Source organism: Nocardia sp. NPDC049149 (genome assembly GCF_043197455.1).
Lineage (GTDB): Bacteria > Actinomycetota > Actinomycetes > Mycobacteriales > Mycobacteriaceae > Nocardia.
The window spans coordinates 755704-779988 of record NZ_JBICTD010000002.1 but is presented as its reverse complement, the minus strand read 5'-3'; the positions used below and the strand labels follow the sequence as shown (position 1 = coordinate 779988).

Here is a 24285-nt window from a genome sequence, read left to right as displayed (position 1 = left end):
GGTTGCCCGGCGTCGACGGCGAGAAGGTTTGTGCCCCAAGGTTGCCGGGTGCGGTTCCTGATCATCGGGCGATGCCCCGGCATCACCTGGCCGTGACGAAGCCCTCGGCGACCATCCAGTCCCTGGCGACATCGGCAGGCTCGCGTCCCTCGACGTCGACCTGCCGATTCATCTCGGTGATGGTCTCGTTGGTGAGTCGCTGGGAGATCGGCGCGAGCACGGTGGCGATCTGCGGGTGCGCGTCGGCGAACGACTGCCGCATCACCACCGCCGCATTGTATTTCGGAAAGAAGCCCTGATCATCTTGCAGCAGCACCAGATTCAGCGCCGGTATGCGCCCGTCGGTGGCGGCGACCGAGCCGAACCGGCATTGCTTGGCATCGGCGGTGGCCTGATAGACCACCTGATCGGTGACGATCTGCTTGGGCACCTTGCCTGCGTCGATCCCGTATTTGCGGGTCAGGCCGGGGAATCCGTCCTGGCGCACGTTGAATTCGGTGCCGACGCAGATGGCCGCGGCACCCGGATCGGAGCTGGCCAGCTTCGCGTAGTCCGACAGCGTGCGCACCCCGGTCTCCTGCTGGGTGCGCGAACTCATCACCAGCGCATAGGTGTTGTTCATCGGCGCCATCGCGGTCCACAGCATGCCGTGCGCGGCACGATCGGCTTCGCGGACGGCCTCGAACTGACCGACCTCGTCCGGGATCGGTTGCTCCTTGCCGAGGTAGTTCACCCAGCCGGTGCCGGTGTAGTCGTAGGCGACGTCGATCTGCCCGTGCAGCTGGGCGTCGCGAAGACTGTTGGAGCCCTGGATGTTCGTGAGGTCGCGCACCTGCGCACCCGCCGCCGACATGGCGAACTCGATGAGGTAGCCGAGGATGTTCTGCTCGGTGAAGTCCTTCGACCCGACGGTGATGTTCACTCCGTCGAGCTCGGGGATCGGGCCGATGCTGCCCGGCCCCACCCGCAACGGTACCGCGCCACCGGATTCCAGGCCGCACCCCGCGATCAGGATCAGCCCGCTGACCAGCGCAAGCGCCCGCGACCACCGGCTCACTTCAACCCCCTCGGCCCGAGGAACTGTTCGGCGAGCGCGCCGAGCCAGTCGACGAGCAGCGCGAGCGCGACGGCGAGCACGGCGCCGACCACCAGCGTGACGTTGTCGCGCAGCTTGTAGCCGGTGTCGATCAGGATGCCGAGACCGCCCGCGCTCACCAGGAACGACAGCGTCGCGGTACCGACCGCGAGCACCAGTGAGGTGCGCAGACCGGCGAGGATGTAGGGCACCGCGAGCGGAAACTCGATGCGGCGCAACACCGTCAGCGCCGACATGCCCTGCCCGCGCCCGGCATCGATGAGGGTGCTGTCTACTTCCTGGTAGCCGAGGATCGTGTTGCGCAGCACCGGAAGCAGCGAATAGAACGCGACCGGTGCGACGCCGATCCAGAACCCCGTGGTGCGGGTGACGAGATAGAAGAGCACGATGAGGCCGATGGCGGGCGCGGCCGCGCCGATATTGGCGATGCCGACGAAAACCGGCGCGAGGCGGCGATATCCGGGGCGGGTCAGCAGGGTGCCGAGCGGCACCGCGACCACGATGACGATCAGCACGACGGTCGCCGAGATCAGCACGTGCTGCCGGGTGACGCTCGCGATGTTGTCCGCGTTCAGGCTGGCCTGCTGGGTGACGGTCAGGTCTCTGGCGAAGGCCCACACCAGCACACCGGCGGTGAGCGCGAGCACGATCACCGGCTGAAAGAACAATCGGATGCGTTCGGCCCTGCGCTGCGCGGCGGGCGCGGCCGCCGCTGTGAGTGCGGTCTCGGTGACTGCGGTCATGGCGTGTCATCCGTTGCGGCGCGGCCGGTTCCGTGCTCGGCACGCAGCGCCGAGAGGTGCGCGACCAGGGTGTCGATGCTGATCAGTCCGGCATACTCGCCGCGCTTACCGGTGACCACCGCGTTCGCGGTCTGGTCGGAAAGCAAGGCCTCCAACGCATCCTGCAGCGTCGACTGCAACGACAGCGGTTCACCGATTGGAGTTCCGATGCCGCGCAATGACTGTGCGTGCGCAAGATGCTCGCTCGACACCCAGCGCAGCGGCCGCCGCTGCTGGTCGAGCACCAGCGCCCACGGCCAATCCTTGTCGGCCAGTGCCGACCGCAAGACCTCGACCGGCTCGTTCTCGGTGGCGGTCGGGCATTGCCCCAGTTCGACATCGCGCACCCGGGTGAGCGTGAGCTGCTTGAGCGAGGCACCCGCTCCGACGAAACCCGCGACCGTGTCGTCGGCGGGCTCGGCCAGGATCGCCGCTGGGGTGTCGTACTGCAGGATCCGGGATTGGTTGCCGAGCACCGCGATTCGGTCGCCGAGCTTGACCGCCTCGGTGAAGTCGTGCGTGACGAAGACGATGGTCTTGCCCAATTCGCCTTGCAGCCGCAACAACTCGTCCTGCAGCAGGCCGCGGGTGATCGGGTCGACCGCGCCGAACGGCTCGTCCATCAGCAGCACCGGCGGGTCGGCGGCGAGCGCGCGGGCCACGCCGACGCGTTGCTGCTGACCGCCGGAGAGCTGGCGCGGGTAGCGGCCACGGTAGGTGTCGGGATCGAGGCCGACCAGGTCGAGCATTTCGTCGGTGCGCTCGGCGATCCGCTTGCGATCCCAGCCGATCAGCCCCGGCACGGTCGCGACGTTCTTGGCGACGGTCAGGTGCGGGAACAGCCCGGCCTGCTGGATCGAATAGCCGATGCCGCGGCGCAGCTGGTCCGGATTCATCGATGCGGCGTCGCGGCCGTCGATGGTGATGGTGCCCGAGGACGGCTCGATCAGCCGGTTGATCATCCGCATGGTGGTGGTCTTGCCGCAGCCGGACGGCCCGACGAGGACAACGATTTCGCCTGCGGGGATGGTCATCGACACCCGGTCGACGGCCGGATCACGTTGGCCTGGATAGTGTTTGGTGACGGCGTCGAGCACGATCTCCGCGCCGGACACCGCCGATGTGCCACTGCCGGAACGCGTTTCGGTGTCAGTCACGGATTCCCCTCGAGGTGGTGAGACGTCCGACGAGGACGTAGATCCCGTCAAGGACCAGTGCGAGCACGACGATCAGGACCGTGCCGACCAGCGCCTGTGGCACCGCGTTCGGGCTGCCGAGCCGCGCCAGCCCGGAGAAGATCAGGTTGCCGAGCCCCGGTCCCTTGGCGTAGGCGGCGATGGCGAGGATGCCCATGGTCAGCTGGGTGCTGACCCGCATCCCGGTCAAGATCGCCGGCCAGGCCAGCGGAAGTTCGATGGCCGCGAGGACCCGGACCCGGTTCATCCCGACCCCGCGGGCCGCGTCGGTGACCGCGGGATCCACCGAGGACAGCCCGATGATGGTGTTGCGCAGGATCGGCAGCAGCGCATAGAGCACCATTGCGCTGATGGTGGGGCCGACGCCGAGGCCGAGCACCGGAATCAGCAGCCCGAGCAGCGCGAAAGACGGCACCGTGAGAATGGCGCTGGCGAGCGCGGTCGCGATCGAGGAGCCCAGCGGGCTGCGATGCACCGCGATGCCGATCAGCACCGCAACGAGCGTGGCGATGAGCACCGACTGCAGCACCGCCGACACATGCAGATAGGAGTCGATGAGCAGCTGATGCCGCCGGTGCACCACGAAAGTCCACAGCGTGTCCAGGGTCGTACCTCCCCGTCGCCCGGTGTCCTGGGGAGACTAGCGCGGATCAGGCTCGGCCGGACGGTATTTCGTCCGGTTCGGCGTGGTGGACGATGCCGTGGCGGGACTGGGTTCCGATCCGAGGGAACCGTTGCGGGGGTTCGTTCGTCCAAGTCAACAAGGGCCGGAGACGGTTGTGATCGCGATGAGGCGGGGAACGATGGCTGATCGGAAGTCGAGCACCTCACATGGGGTGCGGTATCACCGGGCGGGTACCTCGCACGGCGAGCCGCAGCAACGGCGGCGGGTCGGTCCATGGCTTGGGGTCGGGGTACTGGTGCTCGTGCTCGCGCTCGCCGGGGTGTTCGGAGTCCGCTGGTGGCAAGAGCGGTCAGCGCCTGCGATCGCCGGCGAGCGCGCCACCGAGTTCCCCGCGCTGGACCGGTCGGCTTTCGATCCGACCCAAACCGCGGTGGTCACGGTGGCCGAGCGAGAGTTTCGTGCACAGGGCGCCGGCGAAAAGTACGCGGAAGGCGTCAGTGAGCCGTGGTGCGCGGACTTCGTCAGCTGGGTGATGCGCGAGGCCGGTGCGCCGCTGGCCAACCCGAACTCGGGATCGTGGCGGATTCCCGGCGTGTACACGCTGCAGGAGTATTACGCGAGCACCGGCCGATTCGTGCGGTTCGGCGGCTACCAACCGCGCACCGGTGACGTGCTGCTCTACGACGACACCAGCCCGTTCAACCAGCACACCAACATCGTGCTCCGGGCCGACGGCGGCCGGGTGACGACCATCGGCGGCAACGAATTCGGGCAGATCACCCTCCACACCTTCGCGCTCGCCGAGGTGCCCGGCATTGTCGGATTCGGCCGATTGTGACAAGTCTTGCGAACCCGCTGTCCGATAGGACTGTCCGGGGGAGACCAGCGCGGATCAGGCTCGGCCGGACGGTATTTCGTCCGGTTCGGCGCGGCGATCGGCGCGGTGGCACGAGTGGATTTCGATCCGCAGGAACCGTTTCGGGGCTCAGGTGGCCGGGGTTCCGGGCGGCATGACGGCCGCCCGGAATCAAGCTCCGATGTCAGACAGCCGATCTGATGTCGGTGTGCACGAAGTCGTTGCCCTTGTACAGCAACGGTTTCTTGGTGGCGGTGGCGAGTGCGTAGGCGAAGCAGTCGCCGAGGGCGGCCGACATCGACCGATTTGGTCCACTGTGAGAATTCTTGCCGTCGAGCTGTCCGATATGCGTGAGCTGGTGGGCCGGGAATAGCCCTACGATGGGAGCTGGCGGCGCCCGGCAGCGCCGTCGCCGATCCCCGCCCTGTCTCCCCCTCATCGACAGGACGGGGATCTCGGGTTCAGCCGCGTGCAAGTTTCGGGCAATGTCGGTCGCGTACCCTCTCGGGTGTCCATTCAGAGATGAGGGTTTCGGAAATCTGATGCAGCCGACCGACGAACCGAGTAGCGATCCGGCCTGGATCGACTATGCCGATTTCGGGGAACGCTTCGTCACCCACGCGGTGACGAAGGACCGCATCGAGGCCGCGGTGTCCGGGATGACCGGTCGGGGCATTGCGATCGGCCCGTTCTCGATCGGCCCGGCAGGCCTCGCGGGCTTCGTCGCCGAGGGCAAGGTCGGCACGCCGACGGTGCTGCACAGCGGCCCGCATGTCACGTTCGACGTGACCGTCCCGGTGTCGCTGGCGCTGAAGGTCATGCTCGGCGGCAAGAAGCTGCGGCTGGAGGCCCGCGTCGAGATCGACCTGACGCTGCACGCGCGCACCGCCGACCCGCTGCTCATCGTCATCGACATCCCGCCGATCACCCAGCGCGACATCAGTTTTGTGCTGCGCGCCCAGGCCGTCGATGCGGCGTGGGAGATGCTGCTCGACCCGATCGCCGGTCTGGTCCAGCGCGAGGTCGCCGCCAGGGTGAACAGCATGCTCGCCGATCCGCAGGCGCGTCGCGCCAGGGTCTTCGATGTCGAGGCGATGGTGAACGGCACCAAGTCGGAGCATCGGGAGCAAGCCGAGTTCGACTGGATCGGCTACGACGAGTTCGGGCACCAGTTCTTCTCGCGCATCGTGACACGGGATCGCGTGTTCGATGTGGTCGAGCGGATGGCGGGACGACCGATCGAGGTCGGTCCGTTGAAGACCGGGCCGCGCAAGTCGGCGACGCTCACCGTGCGCGGGAGTGTGCGGGTGCCGCAGCTCGCCGACAAGGCGGACACACCGCGGTCGTTCGATCTGACCCTGCCGGTGAGCCTCGACATCACCGTCGACGTGCTCAAGGCCAACCGCTACCGCGCCGACGTGGAGGTGCCGCTCGTGTTGACCGCGCGGGCCGCCGATCCGCTGCTCGTCGTCATCGAGGTGCCGCCGCCCGACGCGGACGATATTCGGCTCGAGTTCAAGGCGCACGGCATGCGTGCGGCGACGCTCGGCGCGCTCGCCGGGATCAAGAAGCAGGTCATCGCCCAGGTGGCCGGGGTGGTGAGCAAGGAGTTGTCGGACAGCTCCGGCCGGACGATCGACGTCGCTGCCCGCATCGATGGCACGGGCACCGGACGCTGATCCGCTGGCGGCCGCCGCCACCGTGTGACTGATGTGACTATGGATGCCCCGTGGGTCTGGCGGTTCCCATGTGAATATGGTGAAATGAGTGCACGTTCGAGGCTCCCGGCGCGCACATAATCTTGGGGAAGGTGCGCCGGGCACGCTATCCATGGTCGGGGTTGGCGAAGGAGTCCTGCGATGCGTTCCAATTCTGTGTCCCGGCGTGAGCTATTCGGCTATGCCGCTGCCGCCGTCGCGGTGGGGGTGACCGCATCGGCGGCGCCCGCGTCCGCCACCGGAGCGTTCGGCACGCTGATCGACTACGCGGGCGGCGTCCCGTCGGCCGAAGCCATCAGGGCGGCCGGGCATCTCGGCGTGATCCGCTACGTCTCCGACCGCCGCCCCGGCGCGGAATGGATGGCTGGCAAGCCGCTGCTCGCCAACGAGGTAGACCAGCTGCACGCGGCGGGTCTGCACATCGTGTCCTGCTATCAGTTCGGCAAAGCGGCCACCGCGGACTGGCGTGGCGGCATGGAAGCAGGCAAGAAGCACGCGCAGCGCGGGCTCGACTTACACAGGGCCGCAGGCGGTCCCGACGGTGTTCCGATCTACGCCTCGATCGACGACAACCCGTCCCCACTCGACTTCACCACCATGATCATGCCCTACATCCTCGGCTGGGAGTCGGTGCTCGGCAGGGAGAACACCGGCATGTACGCCAACGCGCCGACCATCCAGCTCGCCACCGACGCCGGACTGGGTTCCTGGTACTGGCAACACAATTGGGGCACCGAACCGGGTTACGTGCACCCCGCCGCGCACCTGCACCAGTTCGAGATCGACAAGCGCAGCATCGACGGCATCGGCATCGACCTCAACAACGCACTGCAGCCGAACTTCGGCCAGTGGTAAGGCGCAACGCGATTCGGAGCACCGGCTAGGTCTGGCAGTGACTCAGCGGGGTTTCCCGCAGATCGGGTTCGTCGTCGGGCACGACCCGCAGGGTCGGCCTGCTGTCCGGGGCCTCGTGATCGCCGAGCCAGGAGAACAGCGACCAGCGGGACAATCCGGAGAACGCCGATCCGAGGCTGGTGAACGAAAACGAGGAGATGGCCGAGCCGAAGGACCCGACCGAGCCGATCGACAGCACCGACCCGACGCTGCCGATCGAGAGGATCGAATAGGCCGAGCCGATCGAGAGAATGGATCCCTCGGATCGGAAGGACAGAATCGATCGATGAGAGTGCCTGCTCCGGATGGAGCGGCCGGGCCGTATCGAATGTTCGATCGTCGCCATACTTAGCGGTTTACCACACTCCCCGCGTCATCACCGCGATTCCGCACTGTCATGTCGCGGAGACGACAAAGGCGGCGACCCGGGATGGAGTCGCCGCCTTTGTTCGAGAACTCATGCGACCGTGAAGAATCCCAGGGTCGGCAGGAACGAGCAGGTGCGCGGTTCGGCGTCGGCGGCCTTGGTGGTCAGCGACCCGGAGATGACCGCGACGACCCGGCCGAAACCGGTGTCGGCGATCGCGGACAGCGTGGCAGGCCCGCCGGGGTTGATCTTGGCTTCGTCGGTCAGCGGCAGGACACCGGTTTGGCGGGTATCCAGGTTCATCCACTGCACCGTCATCGGCGGGTTCTGTTCGGCCGTCGGCGCTTTGGTGCCGAGCGCGGTGAACACGAATCCGGCCTGGCCCGGCCGCGGTCCGGGCGGCGGCAGCTGCGCGGGGCCGGGGACGGCGAGTGCGGTGCCGATGGAATCGGCGGTCGCGCCGATGCAGCCCTTGCCGATGGTCGGGTACAGGAACTGCGCGATGACCGGGCCTTCCTGCGGCAGTTCGGGGCCACCGCCGCCGCTGCCGTCCAGGAAGGTGATGATCCGTTCCAGCGTCGACTTGATCTGCGGCGGCAAAGGCAGCGTGGCAAGCAGATTGCGGGCCTGTTCGAGGATGGCCGACTGGGGGCCGCCTGCGATGTCGGCGGGACCGGCGATCGAGCCGACGATGGCCGGTGCAAGGGCGGCGAGGGCGTCGACCGGGACACCCTCGGGCACCATGGGCACGGAAATCGGGGTCGCCGCAGGCGCGGGCGCGGGCGCGGCGACTGCTGTCGTCGGCGCGGCAAGCGTGGCGCTCGCCGCGATGGCGAGCGCGGACAATGCGATCCGCGATCCTCGGGTGCGAAGCACTGGTCTAGCCGTCCTTACCTCGGGTACATCTGGGCCGATGCTGAAAAGCCATCGTTTCGGGGGTCACTCTAGGGACATCGCGGCTATGTGTACAGCTGCAGCGTCCCGCAGGTCGTGCGGACGATCAGTGTTATCAGACGGTAGCGCGCGTCAGGTGTTACTGGTGTGAAAGGTGATGCAAATGTTATCAGCCATTCGAGGGCGGAGCCGCGCGGATTCGCGCTGCGGTTAATCTAATCGGAGCTGTCCGTTCTTGTCGCCGAAAACCCGCATTGCCGGGTGCCTGGCCGACGCACCGCATCCGAGTCGAAAGCCTGCGATTTGAACCGTCACCTCCGATGGGCTGTGCTGGCACTCGGGCTATCCGTGCTGGCCAGGTTGGCCTGGATGCTGTTCTCGCCGAACGGGATCAACGTGGTCGACCTGCACGTCTACGTCGACGGGTCGGCGTCACTGCTCACCGATCGGCTCTACGACTTCACCTATGCGGAGAAGACCCCGGACTTCCCACTGCCTTTCACCTATCCGCCGTTCGCCGCGCTGCTGTTCTTCCCACTGCACTATCTGCCGTTCAACGTCGTCGCGGTGGGCTGGCTGCTCGCCACCATCGCCGCGTTATATGTCGTGGTGCGAATAGCTTTCGAGCTGATCCTCGGCGAAGAAGCGGCGCGCGACCCAGGCAACAGAGCCACCATCATCGGCTGGACGGCGCTGGGTCTGTGGATGGAGCCGGTGCGCACCACGATGGACTACGGCCAAGTGAACGTCTTCCTTGTCCTCGGCGCGATGCTCGCGGTGCGCAGCTCGCGCTGGTGGGTGTCGGGCGGGCTGGTCGGCATCGTCGCGGGGATCAAGCTGACGCCCGCGATCAGCGGGCTGTATTTCGTTGCCAGGCGGCGCTGGGCGGCGGTGGTGTGGTCGGCGGTGGTGTTCGGCGCGACGGTCGGGATCAGTTTCCTGGTCGCGCCGCACGAGGCGCGCCGCTACTTCGGCACCCTGCTCGGTGACGCCGATCGGATCGGCCCGGTCGGCTCGGTGTGGAACCAGTCGTTGCGCGGTGCGCTGAGCCGAATCCTCGGCTACGACGTGGAATCCGGGCCGTGGTGGATCGCGGGCGTGCTCGTTGTCATGGTGCTTGCGTTCCTGGCCTGGCGCGCGCTCGGCCCGGACGACCGGATGGGCACGCTGATCATGGTGCAGTTCTTCGGCCTGCTCGTTTCGCCCATTTCCTGGTCGCACCACTGGGTTTGGCTGCTGCCGACCGTGCTGTGGCTGCTGTACGGGCCGCTGCGTGCGGTGCGTGGCGCCAAGATCATGGCGGGCTACTGGTTGGTGAACACGCTCATCGGCGTGCCGTGGGTGCTGTCGTTCGCGCAGGATTCGATCTGGACGATTCCCAGGCCTGCCGTGCTCGCATGGCTCGGCACCGTCGACGTGTTCGGCGCGCTGGTTTTCTTCGGCTGGGTGATCTGGTCGGGCCGTTCCCGGTCCGTGCCGGACGAGGCGGCAGCGCGCGTGGCCAGTGCAGGCGCCACGCGCGCCGCGTAGTGCCGGGTCAGCTCAGCTTGGCCGCGAATCCGTCGATCTGGCGCGCCAGGTCGACGTCGAGTGCGGTGAGCCCGCCCGAGTCGTGCGTGGACAGCGCGAAGGTGACCTTGCGCCACCGGATGTCGATGTCGGGATGATGGTTCGCGGCCTCTGCGGCCGCGGCGACCTCCCTGACGAGCTCGATGCCGGTCAGGAAGCTGGTTGCTTGGACGGTGCGGGTCAGGACGTCGCCGTCGCTGGTCCAGTCGGGAAGTCCGGTCAATGCCTCGGCGAGTTCGGACTCGGTCAGCAGGGGAGCACTCATAGCTCCGGTTCTACACCTACGCCGAGAGTGATATCCGTCATTCCGCCACCGGTCGGTGCGGGCTCCCAGTCGGGCCGGCCGGTAGCGTGCGAAAACGTCAGGCGGCGCGCGCCTGCTTGAGTGCTTTTTTGAGGTCTTTACCGCAGATGCCTGCGGCTTCGCACTTCTTCATCCGCATAATGACAACAGGGCATTTCACGCAGCGCGTCTTCTTGCGACAGCACTTCTTCTTGGGTTTCAAGCTGGAAACCTTGGATGCTTTGACCTTGCCCACGTCGGTTAGCATACCCTAAGTCGAACGCCTCAAACTTGGGGGTGACCTGATCACGGGTAGGGTGTATACGGCCGCAATGCCCGGTGAGATTTCTATTCTCCACCTGTTTGCAGGGGTCGGCCGTACCTATACCTAGTCAGCAGGAGGAATCAGCGTGTCGTCTGCGCGCGATTTTCGCAACGTCGCCATCGTGGCCCACGTCGACCACGGTAAGACGACGCTGGTCGACGCCATGCTCCGCCAATCCGGCGCCTTCGCCGAGCGTGCCGAGCTCGTCGACCGGGTCATGGACTCCGGTGATCTGGAGCGCGAGAAGGGCATCACCATTCTCGCCAAGAACACCGCCGTGCACCGGCATCACCCCGACGGCTCGGTGACCGTCATCAACGTGATCGACACGCCGGGCCACGCCGACTTCGGCGGCGAGGTCGAACGCGGCCTCTCCATGGTCGACGGTGTCGTGCTGCTGGTGGACGCCTCCGAGGGCCCGCTGCCGCAGACCCGCTTCGTGCTGCGCAAGGCGCTCGCCGCGTCGTTGCCCGTGATCCTGGTCGTCAACAAGACCGACCGTCCCGACGCCAGGATCGAGGAGGTCGTCGAGGAGAGCCACGACCTGCTGCTCGACCTGGCCTCCGATCTGGACGACTCCGCCGCCGAGGCCGCCGAGCTCGCGCTCGACCTGCCCGTGCTCTACGCCTCCGGCCGCGAAGGCAAGGCGTCCAAGGAGCGTCCCGAGAACGGGCACGCACCGGACGCGGAAAACCTCGACGCGCTGTTCGAGGTGCTGCTCAACAACATTCCGGCGCCCAAGGGCGACCCGGCCGCGCCGCTGCAGGCGCACGTGACCAACCTGGACGCCTCCGCGTTCCTCGGTCGCCTCGCGCTGGTCCGCATCTACCAGGGCGAGCTGCGCAAGGGCCAGAACGTCGCCTGGATGCACGGTGACGGCACCAAGCAGGTGAAGATCACCGAGCTGCTGCAGACCATCGGCGTCGAGCGGCAGCCAGGCGAGGTCGCGGTGGCCGGTGACATCGTCGCCATCGCGGGCATCCCGGAGATCATGATCGGCGACACGCTCGCCGATCTGGAGAATCCGGTTGCGCTGCCGCGCATCACGGTCGACGAGCCCGCCATCTCGGTGACCATCGGCACCAACACCTCGCCGCTGGTCGGCCGGGTGCAGGGCCACAAGCTCACCGCCCGCATGGTGAAGTCGCGCCTCGATCAGGAACTGGTCGGCAACGTGTCGCTGCGCGTGCTCGACATCGGCCGCCCGGACGCCTGGGAGGTCCAGGGCCGTGGCGAGCTGGCGCTGGCCATCCTGGTCGAGCAGATGCGCCGCGAGGGCTTCGAGCTGACCGTCGGCAAGCCGCAGGTGGTCACCAAGCAGGTCGACGGCAAGGTGCACGAGCCGTACGAAGAGCTCACCGTCGACTGTCCCGACGAGTACCTCGGCGCCGTCACCCAGCTGCTGGCCGCCCGCAAGGGCAAGATGGTCCAGATGGCCAACCACAGCGCGGGCTGGGTGCGGATGGAGTTCATCGTCCCGTCGCGTGGCCTGATCGGCTTCCGTACCGACTTCCTCACCGAGACCCGAGGCACCGGCATCGCCAATGCCGTTTCGCACGGCTACGCGCCGTGGGCGGGCGAGATCCGGGCCAGGCACACCGGCGCGCTGGTGTCGGACCGGGCCGGTTCGGTGACCCCGTTCGCGATGATCCAGCTTGCCGACCGCGGCCAGTTCTTCGTCGAGCCGGGCGCGGACACCTACGAGGGCATGGTCGTCGGCATCAACCCGCGTGCCGAGGATCTCGACATCAACGTGACGCGCGAGAAGAAGCTGACCAACATGCGCAGCTCGACCGCGGACGTGTTCGAGACGCTGGCCAAGCCGCTGCAGCTGGATCTGGAAGCCGCGATGGAGTTCTGTGCCGACGACGAGTGTGTCGAGGTCACGCCGGAGGTGGTCCGGGTGCGCAAGGTGATTCTCGGCGCGACCGAGCGCGGCCGCGAACTGTCGCGACGGAAGGCTCGGGACCGGGCCGCGCTGTAGTCGCCGCAGTAGAGTGCGCATCGTGAGCTCGGAGGGATCTCGACGCGCGACCTGGCGCGCAGTACTGATCATCGTGACGGCGTCGTTGACGGTGTTCGCCGGTTGCACGGCGAACCCGCCACCGCCCATCGAAAGTACCGACAGCCCGAAAACCACACCGGCCAAACCGGGCAAGAGCACGGTGGTCGTCGCGGTCGACACCATCGGCATCGGGTTCAACCCGCACCTGCGGTCGGACCAGTCGCCGGTCACCGCCGCGCTCGGTTCGATGGTGCTGCCGAGTCCGTTCCGGCCGGTGCCGAGCCCGGCCGCGCCGGGCGCGACCGACTGGGTGCCGGACACCTCGCTGATCGCGTCGGCCGAGGTGACCGCGCAGGAGCCGTTCACGATCACCTACAAGCTCCGTGACGAAGCGAACTGGTCCGACGGCGCACCGATCGCGGCGGAGGACTTCCAGTTCCTGTGGCAGCAGATGATCGCGCAGCCGGGGGTTGTCGACTCCGCAGGCTATCGATTGATCACCGACATCAACTCCGCCGAGGGCGGCAAGCTGGTGAAAGTGACCATGCGCGCGCCGTATCCGGCGTGGCAGCAGCTGTTCGCCAACCTGCTGCCCTCGCATCTGGCCAAGGATGGGCCCGGCGGGTTCCAGGACGGCTGGGTGAAGCGGATCCGGGTGTCCGGCGGGCAATTCTCGATCAAGAACATCGACCCGCGGCGGGAGGAAATCCTGCTGGAGCGCAACGCGCGCTACTGGGGCACGCCCGCGGCGCCGGACGAGATCCTGCTGCGTCGTGGCGGCACGCCCGCGCAGCTGGCGGAGTCGTTGCGCACCAACGACGCTCAGATGACGCTGGTGCACGGCGGCGTCGCCACGCAGGCGCAGCTCGCGGCGATCCCGTCGATCCGCACCGCGATCATGCCGCAGTCGCGGACGTTGCAGCTCGCGCTCAACGGCCGCACCGGGCCGGTCAGCGATATCCGAGTCCGGCGCGCGGTGCTCGCCCTGCTCGATCCCGCGCTGCTCGCGACGGTCGGCGCGCAGACCGGTGGCTGGGTGGATCCGGTTCGCGCACAGATCCTTTCGCCGTCCGATCCGGGCTATCAGCCGACCGCGCCGCCGCGCCTGGCTCTCGAGGAAGCGTTCGCGTTGCTCGCGGAGGCAGGCTACGGCCGGGCGCCGGAGCCGCCGCCGGTCAACTCGCCGACCTCGCCTGCGCCGACGCCGCGGCCGATCGCGAAAAACGGTAAATCCCTGTCGATTAGGATCGGCGCGGTGGACGGCGACACCACCGCCATCGCGGTCGCGAACACCGCGGCCGACCAATTGCGCAGTGCGGGAATCGATGCCACGGTGCGCAGCATCGCGGCCGACGAGCTGTACGGGCGTGAGCTGGTCGAGGGCAGCACCGACGCGATCGTCGGCTGGGAACGGGCAGGGTCGGACCCGGCCACGGTGCTCGCGTCCCGCTACGGCTGCCCGCCGCCCGAGCTCGGCACGGGAACCGGTACCGCGCAACCGAACTCGGACCTGGTGCGGCGCGCACCCGCCAACCTGTCCGGTCTCTGCGACCCCGGTCTGCAGCCTGCGATCGACGAGGCATTGCGCGGCATCGATCCGGGCCGGGTGCTCGCCGATGCCGAGCCGAGGCTGTGGGCACTGGCCACCGTGCTGCCGATCGTGCAGGACAACCTGGTCGCGGCGGCCGGACCTCGGGTCGACGGCGCGTCGCTGAGCGGCAGCATCCAGGTCGGCATCTTCGGTGATGCCGGACAGTGGCGAAAGATCCCGTGACCGGCGGCCTGCTGCTGGTGCATGCGCACCCGGACGACGAATCCATCACCACGGGCGGCACTATCGCGCACTACCGCCGTCGCGGCGTGCCGGTGACCGTGGTGACCTGCACGCTCGGCGAGGAGGGTGAGGTGGTGGGCGACGAGTGGGCGCAGTTGACCGCCGACCGCGCCGATCAACTCGGCGGCTACCGCATTCTCGAATTGACGCGCGCGCTGGCGGCGCTCGATGCCGGGCCGCCGCGGTTCCTCGGCGGTGCGGGCCACTGGCGCGATTCCGGCATGGCAGGCACGCCTGCGGCCGAAAAGCCAAGGGTGTTCGTGCAATCCGGCGCCGAAGCGGTGGACGCGCTGACCAAGGTGCTGCTGGAGCTGCGGCCGAAGGTGGTGATCGGCTACGACCCGAACGGCGGCTACGGGCATCCCGACCACATTCGGGCGCATCAGATCGCCGCGGCCGCAGTGCATGCCGCCGCCGACCGCGGCTGGGACACCCCGAAGTTCTATTGGACCGTCACCGACGCGGACATGCTGCGTCAGCACACGGCCGCGCTGGCCAAGCGCACGGTCGACGGGCTGCCCGGCCGGCTGCCCGCGGGCTGGCGGCTGCCCGCGGACGGCGAGCTCGCATGCGTCCCCAGCCACACGGTGACGACCACCATCGACGTGTCCGACGTGCTGGCCGCCAAGCGTGCCGCCTTGCGCGCGCATGCCACCCAACTCACGGTGGCGCCGTCGGGCCGGGAATTCGCGCTCACCAACAATGTTGCTCAACCGGTACTGCCGGAGGAGCATTACGTGCTCGTGCGTGGTCGGCGGGGCAAGATCGGGTCGGACGGTCGCGAACATGATCTCTTCGCCGGACTCGATTAGCGAACTTCCATCAATGGCCGCAGATTCCTGCCGCAGTTCCTGCCATGTTTAGGCGAAATTACCGAATGACTTCCTGAACGCCCGCTGAGCTGCGGATATCTGTAGCCTAAGGGTTGCTGTTTGACCTATCCGGTACGCCGGGTACCGTTCCCGTGATCTCGAATTCTCGATGTGGAGGGCGAAGCGGTTCATGACGGCGGTCGGCGACAGGTCTCATCTCAGCGATGAGGACGCGGGATACCACAAGAGTCTCAAGCCTCGACAGCTGCAGATGATCGCCATCGGCGGCGCCATCGGCACCGGCCTGTTCCTCGGCGCGGGCGGCAGGCTCGCCAACGCCGGACCCGGCCTGTTCCTCGTCTACGGCGTCTGCGGCTTCTTCGCGTTCCTGATCTTGCGTGCGCTCGGCGAACTGGTGCTGCACCGCCCCTCGTCCGGTTCGTTCGTCTCCTATGCGCGTGAGTTCTTCGGTGAGAAGGCCGCGTTCATCGCCGGCTGGATGTACTTCCTCAACTGGTCGATGACCGGCATCGCCGACACCACCGCGATCGCCCAGTACTTCCACTACTGGTCCGGGTTCAGCAGCGTCCCGCAGTGGGTGCTCGCGCTCATCGCGCTGGTCCTGGTGCTCAGCATCAACCTGATCTCGGTGAAGTGGTTCGGCGAGATGGAGTTCTGGGCCGCGCTGGTGAAGGTGTTCGCGCTGAGTGCGTTCCTGATCATCGGCACGATCTTCCTGATCGGCCGGTTCACCGTGCAGGGACACCCGACCGGGCCGAGCGTGATCACCGAGACCGGCGGGTTGTTCCCGACCGGGATACTGCCGCTGGTCGTCGTGGTCTCCGGCGTGGTGTTCGCCTACGCCGCCGTCGAATTGGTCGGCACCGCGGCAGGCGAGACCGAGAACCCGGCCAAGATCATGCCGCGCGCCATCAACTCGGTGATCGCCCGCATCGCGATCTTCTACGTCGGCTCGCTGGTGCTGCTCGCCCTGCTGCTGCCGTACACCGCCTACACCGCCAAGGAAAGCCCGTTCGTCACCTTCTTCACCATGCTCGGCGTGCCAGGCATCGGCAGCGTGATGAACCTCGTGGTGCTCACCGCCGCGTTCTCCAGCCTCAATGCCGGGCTGTATTCGACCGGCCGCATCCTGCGCTCGATGTCGATGAACGGCAGCGCGCCGAAGTTCACCGGTGTGATGGGCCGCAACGGCGTTCCCTACGGCGGCATCCTGCTGACCAGCGGGATCGCACTCATCGGTATCGCGCTGAACGGTGTGGTGCCGGACCAGGCCTTCGAGATCGTGCTCAACATGGCCTCGCTCGGCATCGTCGCCTCCTGGGCCACCATCGTGCTGTGCCAGCTGCAGCTGTGGCGCTGGTCCCAACAGGGCAAGGTGACGCGCCCGGCGTTCCGCATGTTCGGCGCGCCCTACACCGGCCTGCTCACGCTGGTGTTCCTGTTCTTCGTGGTGGTGCTGACCGGCTTCGACTATCCGGTGGGCACCTGGACCGTGGCGTCGCTGGTGCTGATCATTCCGATGCTGATCGTCGGCTGGCTGGTGGCGCGCAAGCGGGTGCTGTCCATCGCCGAGGAGCGGATGGGCTACACCGGCGAGTTCCCGGTGGTCGCGAACCTCCCGATGGACGGCGAGAAGTGATCATGCGGGTCCCGGCCGCGACAGTGCCGGAATAGACTCGCTCCCATGCAGTACAACTGGTCGGTCCAGGACGCGATCGTGGCGTTCGTCGAGAGCATGAAGCCGAACTGGCCCGCGCAGCACGAGCTGTACCTGTCGGCATTGCACGGATTCGTCGAGATGCAGAGTCACCTCCTGACCCTCCTCGGCTTCCCTCCGGTGCCGTGAGGGCCACCATCGACGATCAAGCCACGGCGATCGCCAAGGCGCAGGCGTCGCCAGGCTCGCTCGGCACGGTCATCCTCGTGGTGCTGGTGCTCGACGCGTTCATCACGCTCGCGCTGGAGGTCCTGTACCTGCCCACCTACGTCGGCAGCACCTCGGTTCCGATCGCCGGCGTGCTGGCCGGTGTGGTGAACGTGCTCCTCGTCATGGGCGTGCGCAGCGTCTCGCAGCGCGTCGCGGCGATGTTCTTGCCGTTGGCCGCATGGACTTTCGGCTTCCTGGTCTGCGCGACCACCGGGCCAGGCGGCGACATCATGCTGGCCAGCGATTGGCGCACCTTGCTGCTGCTGTTCTGCGGACTGGTGCCGCCGCTGGTGTACCTCTACCTTCGGCTCAATACTGCGGTGTTCAGCCGGACCTAGTACCTCGGCCGGGATGCTCGCTCCGCCCGTCAGCGCTTGTCGAGTCGGCTTGTCCGGTCGCCGAGTTGGCCGGGCGTGACCGACTCGATGAGCGCCAACGCCTGGTCGAGTTCGATGTCGAGCACGTGATAGCGCTTCTTGCCCGCCGCGGTGGCCGCGACGACGGTGGCGACGCCCGCGCGACGTTGGAAGAAACTCTGCCGGACGGTCCAGCCGATCACGCCGGGAGCTTCCAGACAATCCCGGTCCCGGTCCAATGAGCCGGAGCGGGTGATCAACCAGGCTGGGCCGGTGGCGGTTTCGGGCAGGACGGTGTGGCCGAGGCCGCGGTAGCGATCTTCGGCCAGCGCGATCGCCAACGGGACGAGCAGGATCGGCACGCACCACCACCATGGCGAAAACTCAACGCCCGCAAGCGAAACGATCAGCATGACGGCCGCGGCGACGGCGATCGGCGCGAGCGTGCGGTTGTACCGCCTGCGGCGCGCGACCGGACCGTGCGCGAGCAGCGGGGCGCTGCCGGGATGAGCGCTCGGCTGCGGGGCAATGACCTTGTCCTGGTAGTCATTCGGTGCCAGCAGGTGGCCGAGCGTGTGCTCGATGGCCGGGCGTGGCGCCTGCGGGAGGATCTTCTGACGCGGGTTTTCGCCGACCATGATGGCCTCGAGTTCGGCGGCGCCCGCCAGCCGCAGCAACAGCGGTTCGTTCACCGTCGCGCCGCGGAAGCGCGCCAGATCCAAGGTGATCTGGCGGGTGGTGAACAGGCCGTGCCGCAGCTGCAGGGTCCGGCCGTCGTCGAGGACAGTCAGGCCGAAATACGTTGCCAGATATCGGGCGCAGCCGGCGGCGCTGACCACGAGCACGATCACGACGACCAGGGCGACAGCGCTGATCGCGACGATCATCGCGCCGCCGTTCTCCACCCGGCGCACCGCGTCCGAGCGGAACAGCACCTGCCCGACGCCGTACTGGAAGGCGAGGCCGACGATCGGTGCGATGATCGCGAAACCGGTCAAGGACAGCGGTGCGTACCGGACCCAGCGCGGCTGCCAGTGCCCGATCTCACGGGCCGGTGGGCTCGCCTGATCGTCCTGCGGCACGGCATCATTCGGGTCCGCGTCGGTAACCGTTTGTCCGGCAACGCCGTTCGGCGCCGCCGTGTGCGCGAGTAGCGCGGCCCGCAGCTCGGGAACCAGCCGTGCGTCGAGCGCGTCCAGCTTGAACTTCTCGCCCGAATCCGCCTGCTGTCCGGTGCCGATGGCCAGCACCGCCAGCCCGAGCAGCCGATGCAGCAGGTCGGCTTCGATATCCACCGAGCGGATTCGGGAGCGCGGCACCGACAGCTTCTTGCGCTGAATCAGCCCGGTGCGCAATTCGACATGGGTCGGCCCGACCCGATAGGTGGTGGTGAACCAGCGGGTGAGGGCGAACCCGACGATCAACGCCAGCGGGATGATGCTCCACCCGTGGTTGCCGCTGCTGGTGCCGAGGATCACCGAACCGATCAGCACCGGGATGAACTTGACCACCTCGGTGACCGGATGTACCAGCAACATTCGCTTGTCCAGCCGCGCCCACGGCTGATCCGTCTGCGGTGCGACGGTAGATAGCCCTTCGCTCACGTCGCGTCGCCCCGATGCTGGGCGGCGATCCTGGTCAGCCGGGTCACGGTCTCCTCGGCCACCGGAAAGTCGAGGCCTTCGATGCGCACCGCGCCCGCGGAGGACGCCGTGGTCACCGTCACGGTGGCCAGCCCGAACAACCGCTCCAGCGGTCCGCGTTCGGTGTCGACGGTCTGCACCCGGGAAATCGGCGCCACCCTGCTCTCCTGGGTGATCCAGCCGACCCTGGTGTACACGGCATCCTCGGTGACCTCCCAGCGATGGACCGCATAACGCCACCAGGGCACCGCCCCGATATTCAGCGCCGCGAGCGCGAGCACCACCAGCAAGATCGCGAGCTGCCAACCCCGGTTGCCTGCGTCGAGCACCGCCCAGACGAGCAGTCCGGCGAACGGAAACATCCAGAAGAGTGCGGCCTGCACGGACCACAGCAGTTTGGCCTTCGGACTGGGACGCCAGGCCGGATCGGCCAGAATCGTGCGCGGCTGCGACATGCTGCCCATGCTTCCATGAACTCGCGCTGGTGGGGACGCCGAACGAGTGCGGCGCGGCGCGGCCCCGGCGGCGAATACGTATCGGAAGCGGGAATATCCAGGGCTCGCAGGAATAGTGCCGAGCCGCAAGCAGTTGTCAACGCTCACATGGTGCCTCGCTGTCCAGGGCGCCGTGATGAGCGTGGGCTGATCGGTCCGCAGCGTTGCGGTCGTTACGCTCAGTCGTCAGCACTGGAGGGAGACACATCGGGATGTGTAGCGCATGATCGAGACCGTGACTGATCTAGCTAACCCGAGCGTCCCACCCGCACCGCCTACTCCATCGGCCATGCGCCGGGCGTTGCGACGGGCCCGTGACGGTGTCACGTTGAACGTGGACGAGGCGGCGGTGCTGTTGCACGCGACCGGCGACGACCTGATCGACCTGAGCCACAGCGCCGCCAGGGTGCGTGATGCGGGGCTCGAATCGGCGGGGCGCCCGAAGACGATCAGCTACTCGCGCAATGTCTTCATCCCGCTCACCAAGCTGTGCCGGGACAAGTGCCACTACTGCACGTTCGTGACCGTGCCGGGCAAGCTGCGCGCCGAGGGCAAGGGCATGTTCCTCGAGCCGGACGAGGTGCTCGATATCGCGCGGCGCGGCGCGGCGCTCGGATGCAAGGAAGCCCTGTTCACGCTGGGCGACCGCCCCGAGGACCGCTGGCCGGAGGCCGCGCAGTGGCTCGACGAGCGCGGCTACGACTCCACCCTGGACTACCTGCGCGCCGTCTCGATCATGGTGCTCGAGGAGACGGGACTGCTGCCGCACCTGAATCCCGGTGTGATGTCGTGGGAGGAGATCTCCCGGCTCAAGCCGGTCGCCCAGTCGATGGGCATGATGCTGGAGACGACCGCGACCAGGCTGTTCACCGAGAAGGGCAACTGCCACTACGGCAGCCCGGACAAGGACCCCGCGGTCCGGCTGCGCGCCATCACCGACGCGGGCCGCCTTTCGGTCCCGTACACCACCGGCATCCTGGTCGGCATCGGCGAGACGCTGACCGAACGCGCCGAGTCGATCATGGCGATTCGCAAGCAGCACAAGGCTTTCGGGCATATCCAGGAAGTCATCATCCAGAACTTCCGTGCCAAGGACGACACCGCGATGCGCGACGTCCCCGACGCGGGCATCGAGGAATTCCTGGCCACCATCGCGGTGACCAGGCTGCTGCTCGGCCCGGACGTGCCGGTGCAGGCGCCGCCGAACCTGGTGTCGCACGAGGACTGCCAGGCATTGATCGATGCGGGCATCGATGACTGGGGCGGCGTGTCGCCGGTGACGGTGGACCACGTGAACCCGGAGCGGCCGTGGCCGAATCTGGACACGCTGCGCGAGATCACCGAAGCGGCCGGATACCAACTGGTGGAACGGACCTCCGCGCATCCGAAGTATGTGCGGGCGGGGAGCCCGTGGATCGATCCGCGGATCGGCGTGCACGTCGCCGCGCTGACCGATCCGGCCACCGGCCTGGCCAACTCGGACGCGATGCCGGTCGGCCTGCCGTGGCAGGAACCGGACCAATCCTGGGAATCCGCAGGGCGCGTCGACCTGAACACCTCGATCGACACCGAGGGCCGCAACACCGAGAGCCGTAGCGACTCCGCGCTCGGCCAGGACGTGGTCGGCGCGTTCGGCGATTGGGACACCATCAGGGAGCAGGCCCGCGATCTCGCCGTCGCGACGCCGGAGCGGCTCGATTCGGATGTGCTCGCCGCGCTGCGTGCGGCCGAGCACGATCCGGCCGGGCTCAGTGACGCCGAGTATTTGGCGCTGGCCACGGCCGAGGGCGCGAATCTGGAGGCGGTCGCCGCGCTGGCCGACCAGCTGCGCCGTGACACCGTCGGCGACGACGTCACCTACGTGGTGAACCGGAACATCAACTTCACCAACATCTGCTACACCGGCTGCCGGTTCTGCGCGTTCGCTCAGCGCAAGGGCGATGCCGACGCGTTCACGTTGAGCATGGACGAGGTCGCCGACCGGGCATGGGAGGCGCATGTCGACGGCGCCACCGAGGTCTGCATGCAGGGTGGCATCGATCCCGATCTGCCGGTCACCGGCTACGCCGACATCGTGCGCGCGGTGAAGCAGCGGGTGCCGTCGATGCACGTGCACGCCTTCAGCCCGATGGAGATCGTCAACGGCGCCTCGCGCGGCGGGCAGAGCATCCGCGATTGGCTGGTCGCGCTGAAGGAGGCTGGGCTCGACACCATTCCCGGCACCGCGGCGGAGATCCTCGACGACGAGGTGCGCTGGGTGCTCACCAAGGGCAAGCTGCCGACCTCGGCCTGGATCGAGGTGATCACCACCGCGCATCAGGTCGGTCTGCGGTCCAGCTCGACGATGATGTACGGCCACGTGGACAACCCGAAGCACTGGGTCGGCCACCTGCGCGTGCTGCGTGGAATCCAGGACGAGACAGGCGGTTTCACCGAATTCGTGCTGCTGCCGTTCGTACACCAGAGCGCCCCGCTGTACTTGGCGGGCGCGGCAAGGCCCGGCCCGACCAACCGGGACAACCGGGCCGCGCACGCGCTGGCGCGGATCATGCTGCACGGGCGGATCGACAACATCCAGACCAGCTGGGTGAAGCTCGGCACCACCGGAACCAGGGTGATGCTCAACAGCGGCGCCAACGATCTCGGCGGCACCCTGATGGAGGAGACCATCTCCCGGATGGCGGGCTCCCAGCACGGGTCGGCCAAGACGGTCGCCGAGCTCGTCGATATCGCCGCGGGCATCGGTCGCCCGGCTCGGGAACGGACCACGACGTACGGCCTTCCGCAACACAAGGTTTCGGCGTTGCCGCTTTCGGTCGGCTGACGGCGTAGGCTGGCCGGGTAACGGCCGCGAGCCGTCGCCGACGATAGTCGGGGCCTGCCGTTGCGATCGAATTCGAGCGTCGGCGGGCCGGCCACGGACTCGGTGGACCGATGGTGACGAGGCCGGGCGCGGAATGCCCAGCTCCGGGCGGTGCTTTCGGACAACCTCAGTGTCGTGCGGAACATCGGAAGTTAGGCAAGGCTGACCCGGAGTAGCGTGGGGTGTCCGGATAGGGTTTCGCTGGGCGGACTATCCCCGCAAGGTGAGGACAGACTAGGAGAACGGCAGTGCCGTACATCATCGCTGAACCGTGCGTTGACGTGAAGGACAAGGCATGCATCGAGGAATGCCCCGTGGACTGCATCTACGAGGGTGGTCGCATGCTGTACATCCATCCCGACGAATGCGTGGACTGTGGTGCATGTGAGCCGGTGTGCCCGGTGGAGGCGATCTTCTACGAAGACGACACCCCGGACCAGTGGAGCGGATACGTGAACGCCAACGTCGACTTCTTCGACGAGCTCGGTTCGCCCGGTGGCGCAACCAAGGTCGGCAAGGTCGACTACGACCCGCCGTTCATCAAGGAACTACCGCCCATGGCGAGTGAGTAGTTCTGTGCCTGCACGTCGTTGGGTCAGCAGTCTGCTCCCTGATTTTCCCTGGGACACCATCGCTTCGGTGAAGGCCAAGGCCGCGGCGTACCCGGGTGGCATCGTTGATCTGTCCGTTGGCACGCCGGTGGATCCGGTCGACCCGCTGATTCGGGAGGCGCTGAGTTCGGCGTCGGCCGTGCCCGGCTATCCGGCCACGCACGGCACACCCGAGCTCCGCGCGGCCGCGGTCGACTCGCTCGCCCGGCGCTACGGGATCACCGGGCTCGACCCGGCGGCGGTGTTGCCGGTGATCGGCACCAAGGAGCTGATCGCCGGACTGCCACGGCTGCTCGGCCTCGGTGCGGACGATCTGGTCGTGATCCCCGAGGTCGCTTATCCGACATACGAGGTCGGCGCGCTGCTGGCCGGCGCGCAGGTCGCCCGCGCCGACGGACTGACCCAGCTCGGCCCTCGGACGCCCGCGTTGATCTTCGTGAACTCGCCGTCGAACCCGACGGGACGCGTGCTCGGCGTCGACCACCTGCGCAAGGTCGTCGAATTCGCCAGGGAACGCGATGTTGTCGTCGCCTCCGACGAGTGCTACCTCGGCCTGACGTGGGACGGGCGGGCGGTGTCCATTCTCGATCCCGAGGTTTCGGACGGCGACCACACGAACCTGCTTGCCGTGCACTCGCTTTCGAAGACCTCCAACCTGGCCGGTTATCGCGCGGGCTTCGTCGCTGGCGACCCGGCGCTGGTCGCCGAGCTGCTCGAGGTGCGCAAGCACGCGGGCATGATGATGCCGTTCCCCATCCAAGCCGCGATGACCGCTGCGCTCGGCGACGACACGCACGAGGCGCAGCAGCGGGAGCGTTACCGCGCCCGCCGGGACGTGCTGCGAAAGGCCTTGGCGGCAGCAGGTTTCCGCATCGACAATTCGGAGGCGGGCCTCTACCTGTGGTCCACTCGCGGTGAACCGTGCCGAACCACCCTCGACTGGCTCGCCGACCGCGGCATCCTCGCCGCCCCCGGCGACTTCTACGGTCCCACCGGCGCCGAACACGTCCGCATCGCTCTCACCGCGACCGACGAGCGCATCGCCACCGCGGCGCAGCGGTTGACCGCGGGCTGAGCTGCGCACCGCGACGACACGCCACCCTTCGCTGACGAT

23 protein-coding genes are annotated in these 24285 nt (G+C 67.6%); 13 read left to right on the top strand and 10 right to left on the bottom strand.

The genetic code is table 11. The features are described from left to right. Positions 1–82: 82 nt before the first annotated feature. From ACGFNJ_RS09315 to ACGFNJ_RS09300, 4 genes are read right to left on the bottom strand one after another with little or no spacing between them, the layout of a single operon-like run. Positions 83–1057 carry a glycine betaine ABC transporter substrate-binding protein gene (locus ACGFNJ_RS09315; protein ID WP_393445244.1) on the bottom strand — a complete coding sequence of 325 codons (975 nt, stop codon included), beginning with the start codon at positions 1055–1057 and terminating at the stop codon, positions 83–85. Then, complete coding sequence (locus ACGFNJ_RS09310) at positions 1054–1839, bottom strand: ABC transporter permease (protein ID WP_393445241.1); 786 nt, start codon at positions 1837–1839, stop codon at positions 1054–1056. Before ACGFNJ_RS09310 ends, ACGFNJ_RS09315 begins: the two co-directional genes overlap by 4 nt. Next, positions 1836–3035 carry an ABC transporter ATP-binding protein gene (locus tag ACGFNJ_RS09305; protein ID WP_393445238.1) on the bottom strand — a complete coding sequence of 400 codons (1200 nt, stop codon included), beginning with the start codon at positions 3033–3035 and terminating at the stop codon, positions 1836–1838. Before ACGFNJ_RS09305 ends, ACGFNJ_RS09310 begins: the two co-directional genes overlap by 4 nt. Next, the gene (locus ACGFNJ_RS09300; protein WP_393445923.1) at positions 3028–3678 is read right to left on the bottom strand and encodes an ABC transporter permease; all 651 of its coding nucleotides are present in this window, start codon (positions 3676–3678) and stop codon (positions 3028–3030) included. Before ACGFNJ_RS09300 ends, ACGFNJ_RS09305 begins: the two co-directional genes overlap by 8 nt. 199 nt (positions 3679–3877) lie before the next feature. Between ACGFNJ_RS09300 and ACGFNJ_RS09295 the strand changes: the two genes are divergently transcribed. From ACGFNJ_RS09295 to ACGFNJ_RS09285, 3 genes are all read left to right on the top strand, one after another. Then, complete coding sequence (locus tag ACGFNJ_RS09295) at positions 3878–4537, top strand: CHAP domain-containing protein (RefSeq protein WP_393445236.1); 660 nt, start codon at positions 3878–3880, stop codon at positions 4535–4537. Between the two features lie 560 nt (positions 4538–5097). Continuing rightward, complete coding sequence (locus ACGFNJ_RS09290) at positions 5098–6234, top strand: hypothetical protein (protein ID WP_393445233.1); 1137 nt, start codon at positions 5098–5100, stop codon at positions 6232–6234. A 180-nt stretch (positions 6235–6414) separates the two neighbouring features. After that, positions 6415–7128 carry a DUF1906 domain-containing protein gene (locus tag ACGFNJ_RS09285; RefSeq protein ID WP_393445231.1) on the top strand — a complete coding sequence of 238 codons (714 nt, stop codon included), beginning with the start codon at positions 6415–6417 and terminating at the stop codon, positions 7126–7128. A gap of 25 nt (positions 7129–7153) precedes the next feature. On the opposite strand, the gene ACGFNJ_RS09280 is transcribed toward ACGFNJ_RS09285, so the two are convergent. Beyond that, on the bottom strand, positions 7154–7513 hold the full coding sequence (locus ACGFNJ_RS09280; protein WP_393445229.1) for a hypothetical protein: 360 nt from the start codon (positions 7511–7513) through the stop codon (positions 7154–7156). A 111-nt stretch (positions 7514–7624) separates the two neighbouring features. Further along, entirely contained in the window at positions 7625–8410 is a 786-nt protein-coding gene (locus tag ACGFNJ_RS09275) for a hypothetical protein (RefSeq protein WP_393445226.1), read from the bottom strand. A gap of 345 nt (positions 8411–8755) precedes the next feature. On the opposite strand from ACGFNJ_RS09275, the gene ACGFNJ_RS09270 reads away from it, so the two are divergent. Then, positions 8756–9958: a mannosyltransferase gene (locus ACGFNJ_RS09270; protein WP_393445224.1), complete on the top strand. Its 1203-nt coding sequence runs from the start codon at positions 8756–8758 to the stop codon at positions 9956–9958. A gap of 7 nt (positions 9959–9965) precedes the next feature. On the opposite strand, the gene ACGFNJ_RS09265 is transcribed toward ACGFNJ_RS09270, so the two are convergent. Beyond that, entirely contained in the window at positions 9966–10262 is a 297-nt protein-coding gene (locus ACGFNJ_RS09265; protein ID WP_393445222.1) for a 4a-hydroxytetrahydrobiopterin dehydratase, read from the bottom strand. Between the two features lie 97 nt (positions 10263–10359). Then, entirely contained in the window at positions 10360–10536 is a 177-nt protein-coding gene (locus tag ACGFNJ_RS09260) for a hypothetical protein (protein ID WP_167837709.1), read from the bottom strand. Between the two features lie 154 nt (positions 10537–10690). Between ACGFNJ_RS09260 and typA the strand changes: the two genes are divergently transcribed. From typA to ACGFNJ_RS09230, 6 genes are all read left to right on the top strand, one after another. Further along, positions 10691–12589 carry a translational GTPase TypA gene (gene typA, locus ACGFNJ_RS09255; protein ID WP_393445219.1) on the top strand — a complete coding sequence of 633 codons (1899 nt, stop codon included), beginning with the start codon at positions 10691–10693 and terminating at the stop codon, positions 12587–12589. 22 nt (positions 12590–12611) lie between these two features. Continuing rightward, positions 12612–14384 (top strand): ABC transporter family substrate-binding protein, encoded by a 1773-nt coding sequence (locus ACGFNJ_RS09250; protein ID WP_393445216.1) that lies wholly within the window; start codon positions 12612–12614, stop codon positions 14382–14384. Beyond that, a complete protein-coding gene (gene mshB / locus ACGFNJ_RS09245; RefSeq protein WP_393445213.1) occupies positions 14366–15256 on the top strand; it encodes an N-acetyl-1-D-myo-inositol-2-amino-2-deoxy-alpha-D-glucopyranoside deacetylase in 891 nt (296 codons plus the stop codon). Before ACGFNJ_RS09250 ends, mshB begins: the two co-directional genes overlap by 19 nt. 190 nt (positions 15257–15446) lie before the next feature. Further along, positions 15447–16916, top strand: a complete 1470-nt coding sequence (locus tag ACGFNJ_RS09240; protein ID WP_393445211.1) for an amino acid permease — start codon at positions 15447–15449, stop codon at positions 16914–16916. 45 nt (positions 16917–16961) lie between these two features. Then, positions 16962–17123 (top strand): hypothetical protein, encoded by a 162-nt coding sequence (locus tag ACGFNJ_RS09235; RefSeq protein WP_167837710.1) that lies wholly within the window; start codon positions 16962–16964, stop codon positions 17121–17123. Continuing rightward, positions 17120–17542: a hypothetical protein gene (locus tag ACGFNJ_RS09230; protein WP_393445206.1), complete on the top strand. Its 423-nt coding sequence runs from the start codon at positions 17120–17122 to the stop codon at positions 17540–17542. The genes ACGFNJ_RS09235 and ACGFNJ_RS09230 overlap by 4 nt, the downstream gene beginning before the upstream one ends. 29 nt (positions 17543–17571) lie before the next feature. Here ACGFNJ_RS09230 and ACGFNJ_RS09225 read toward each other — a convergent pair whose 3' ends face one another. Both ACGFNJ_RS09225 and ACGFNJ_RS09220 read right to left on the bottom strand, forming a co-directional pair. Then, positions 17572–19098: a PH domain-containing protein gene (locus ACGFNJ_RS09225; protein WP_393445921.1), complete on the bottom strand. Its 1527-nt coding sequence runs from the start codon at positions 19096–19098 to the stop codon at positions 17572–17574. A gap of 62 nt (positions 19099–19160) precedes the next feature. Continuing rightward, positions 19161–19658: a PH domain-containing protein gene (locus ACGFNJ_RS09220; RefSeq protein WP_393445203.1), complete on the bottom strand. Its 498-nt coding sequence runs from the start codon at positions 19656–19658 to the stop codon at positions 19161–19163. Between the two features lie 262 nt (positions 19659–19920). Between ACGFNJ_RS09220 and ACGFNJ_RS09215 the strand changes: the two genes are divergently transcribed. From ACGFNJ_RS09215 to dapC, 3 genes are all read left to right on the top strand, one after another. Beyond that, on the top strand, positions 19921–22521 hold the full coding sequence (locus ACGFNJ_RS09215; protein WP_393445201.1) for a bifunctional FO biosynthesis protein CofGH: 2601 nt from the start codon (positions 19921–19923) through the stop codon (positions 22519–22521). 287 nt (positions 22522–22808) lie between these two features. Then, positions 22809–23132, top strand: coding sequence for a ferredoxin (gene fdxA / locus ACGFNJ_RS09210; RefSeq protein WP_014987978.1), 324 nt, complete (start codon positions 22809–22811; stop codon positions 23130–23132). 4 nt (positions 23133–23136) lie between these two features. Then, positions 23137–24246: a succinyldiaminopimelate transaminase gene (gene dapC, locus ACGFNJ_RS09205; protein WP_393445199.1), complete on the top strand. Its 1110-nt coding sequence runs from the start codon at positions 23137–23139 to the stop codon at positions 24244–24246. The last annotated feature ends 39 nt before the right edge of the window (positions 24247–24285 follow it).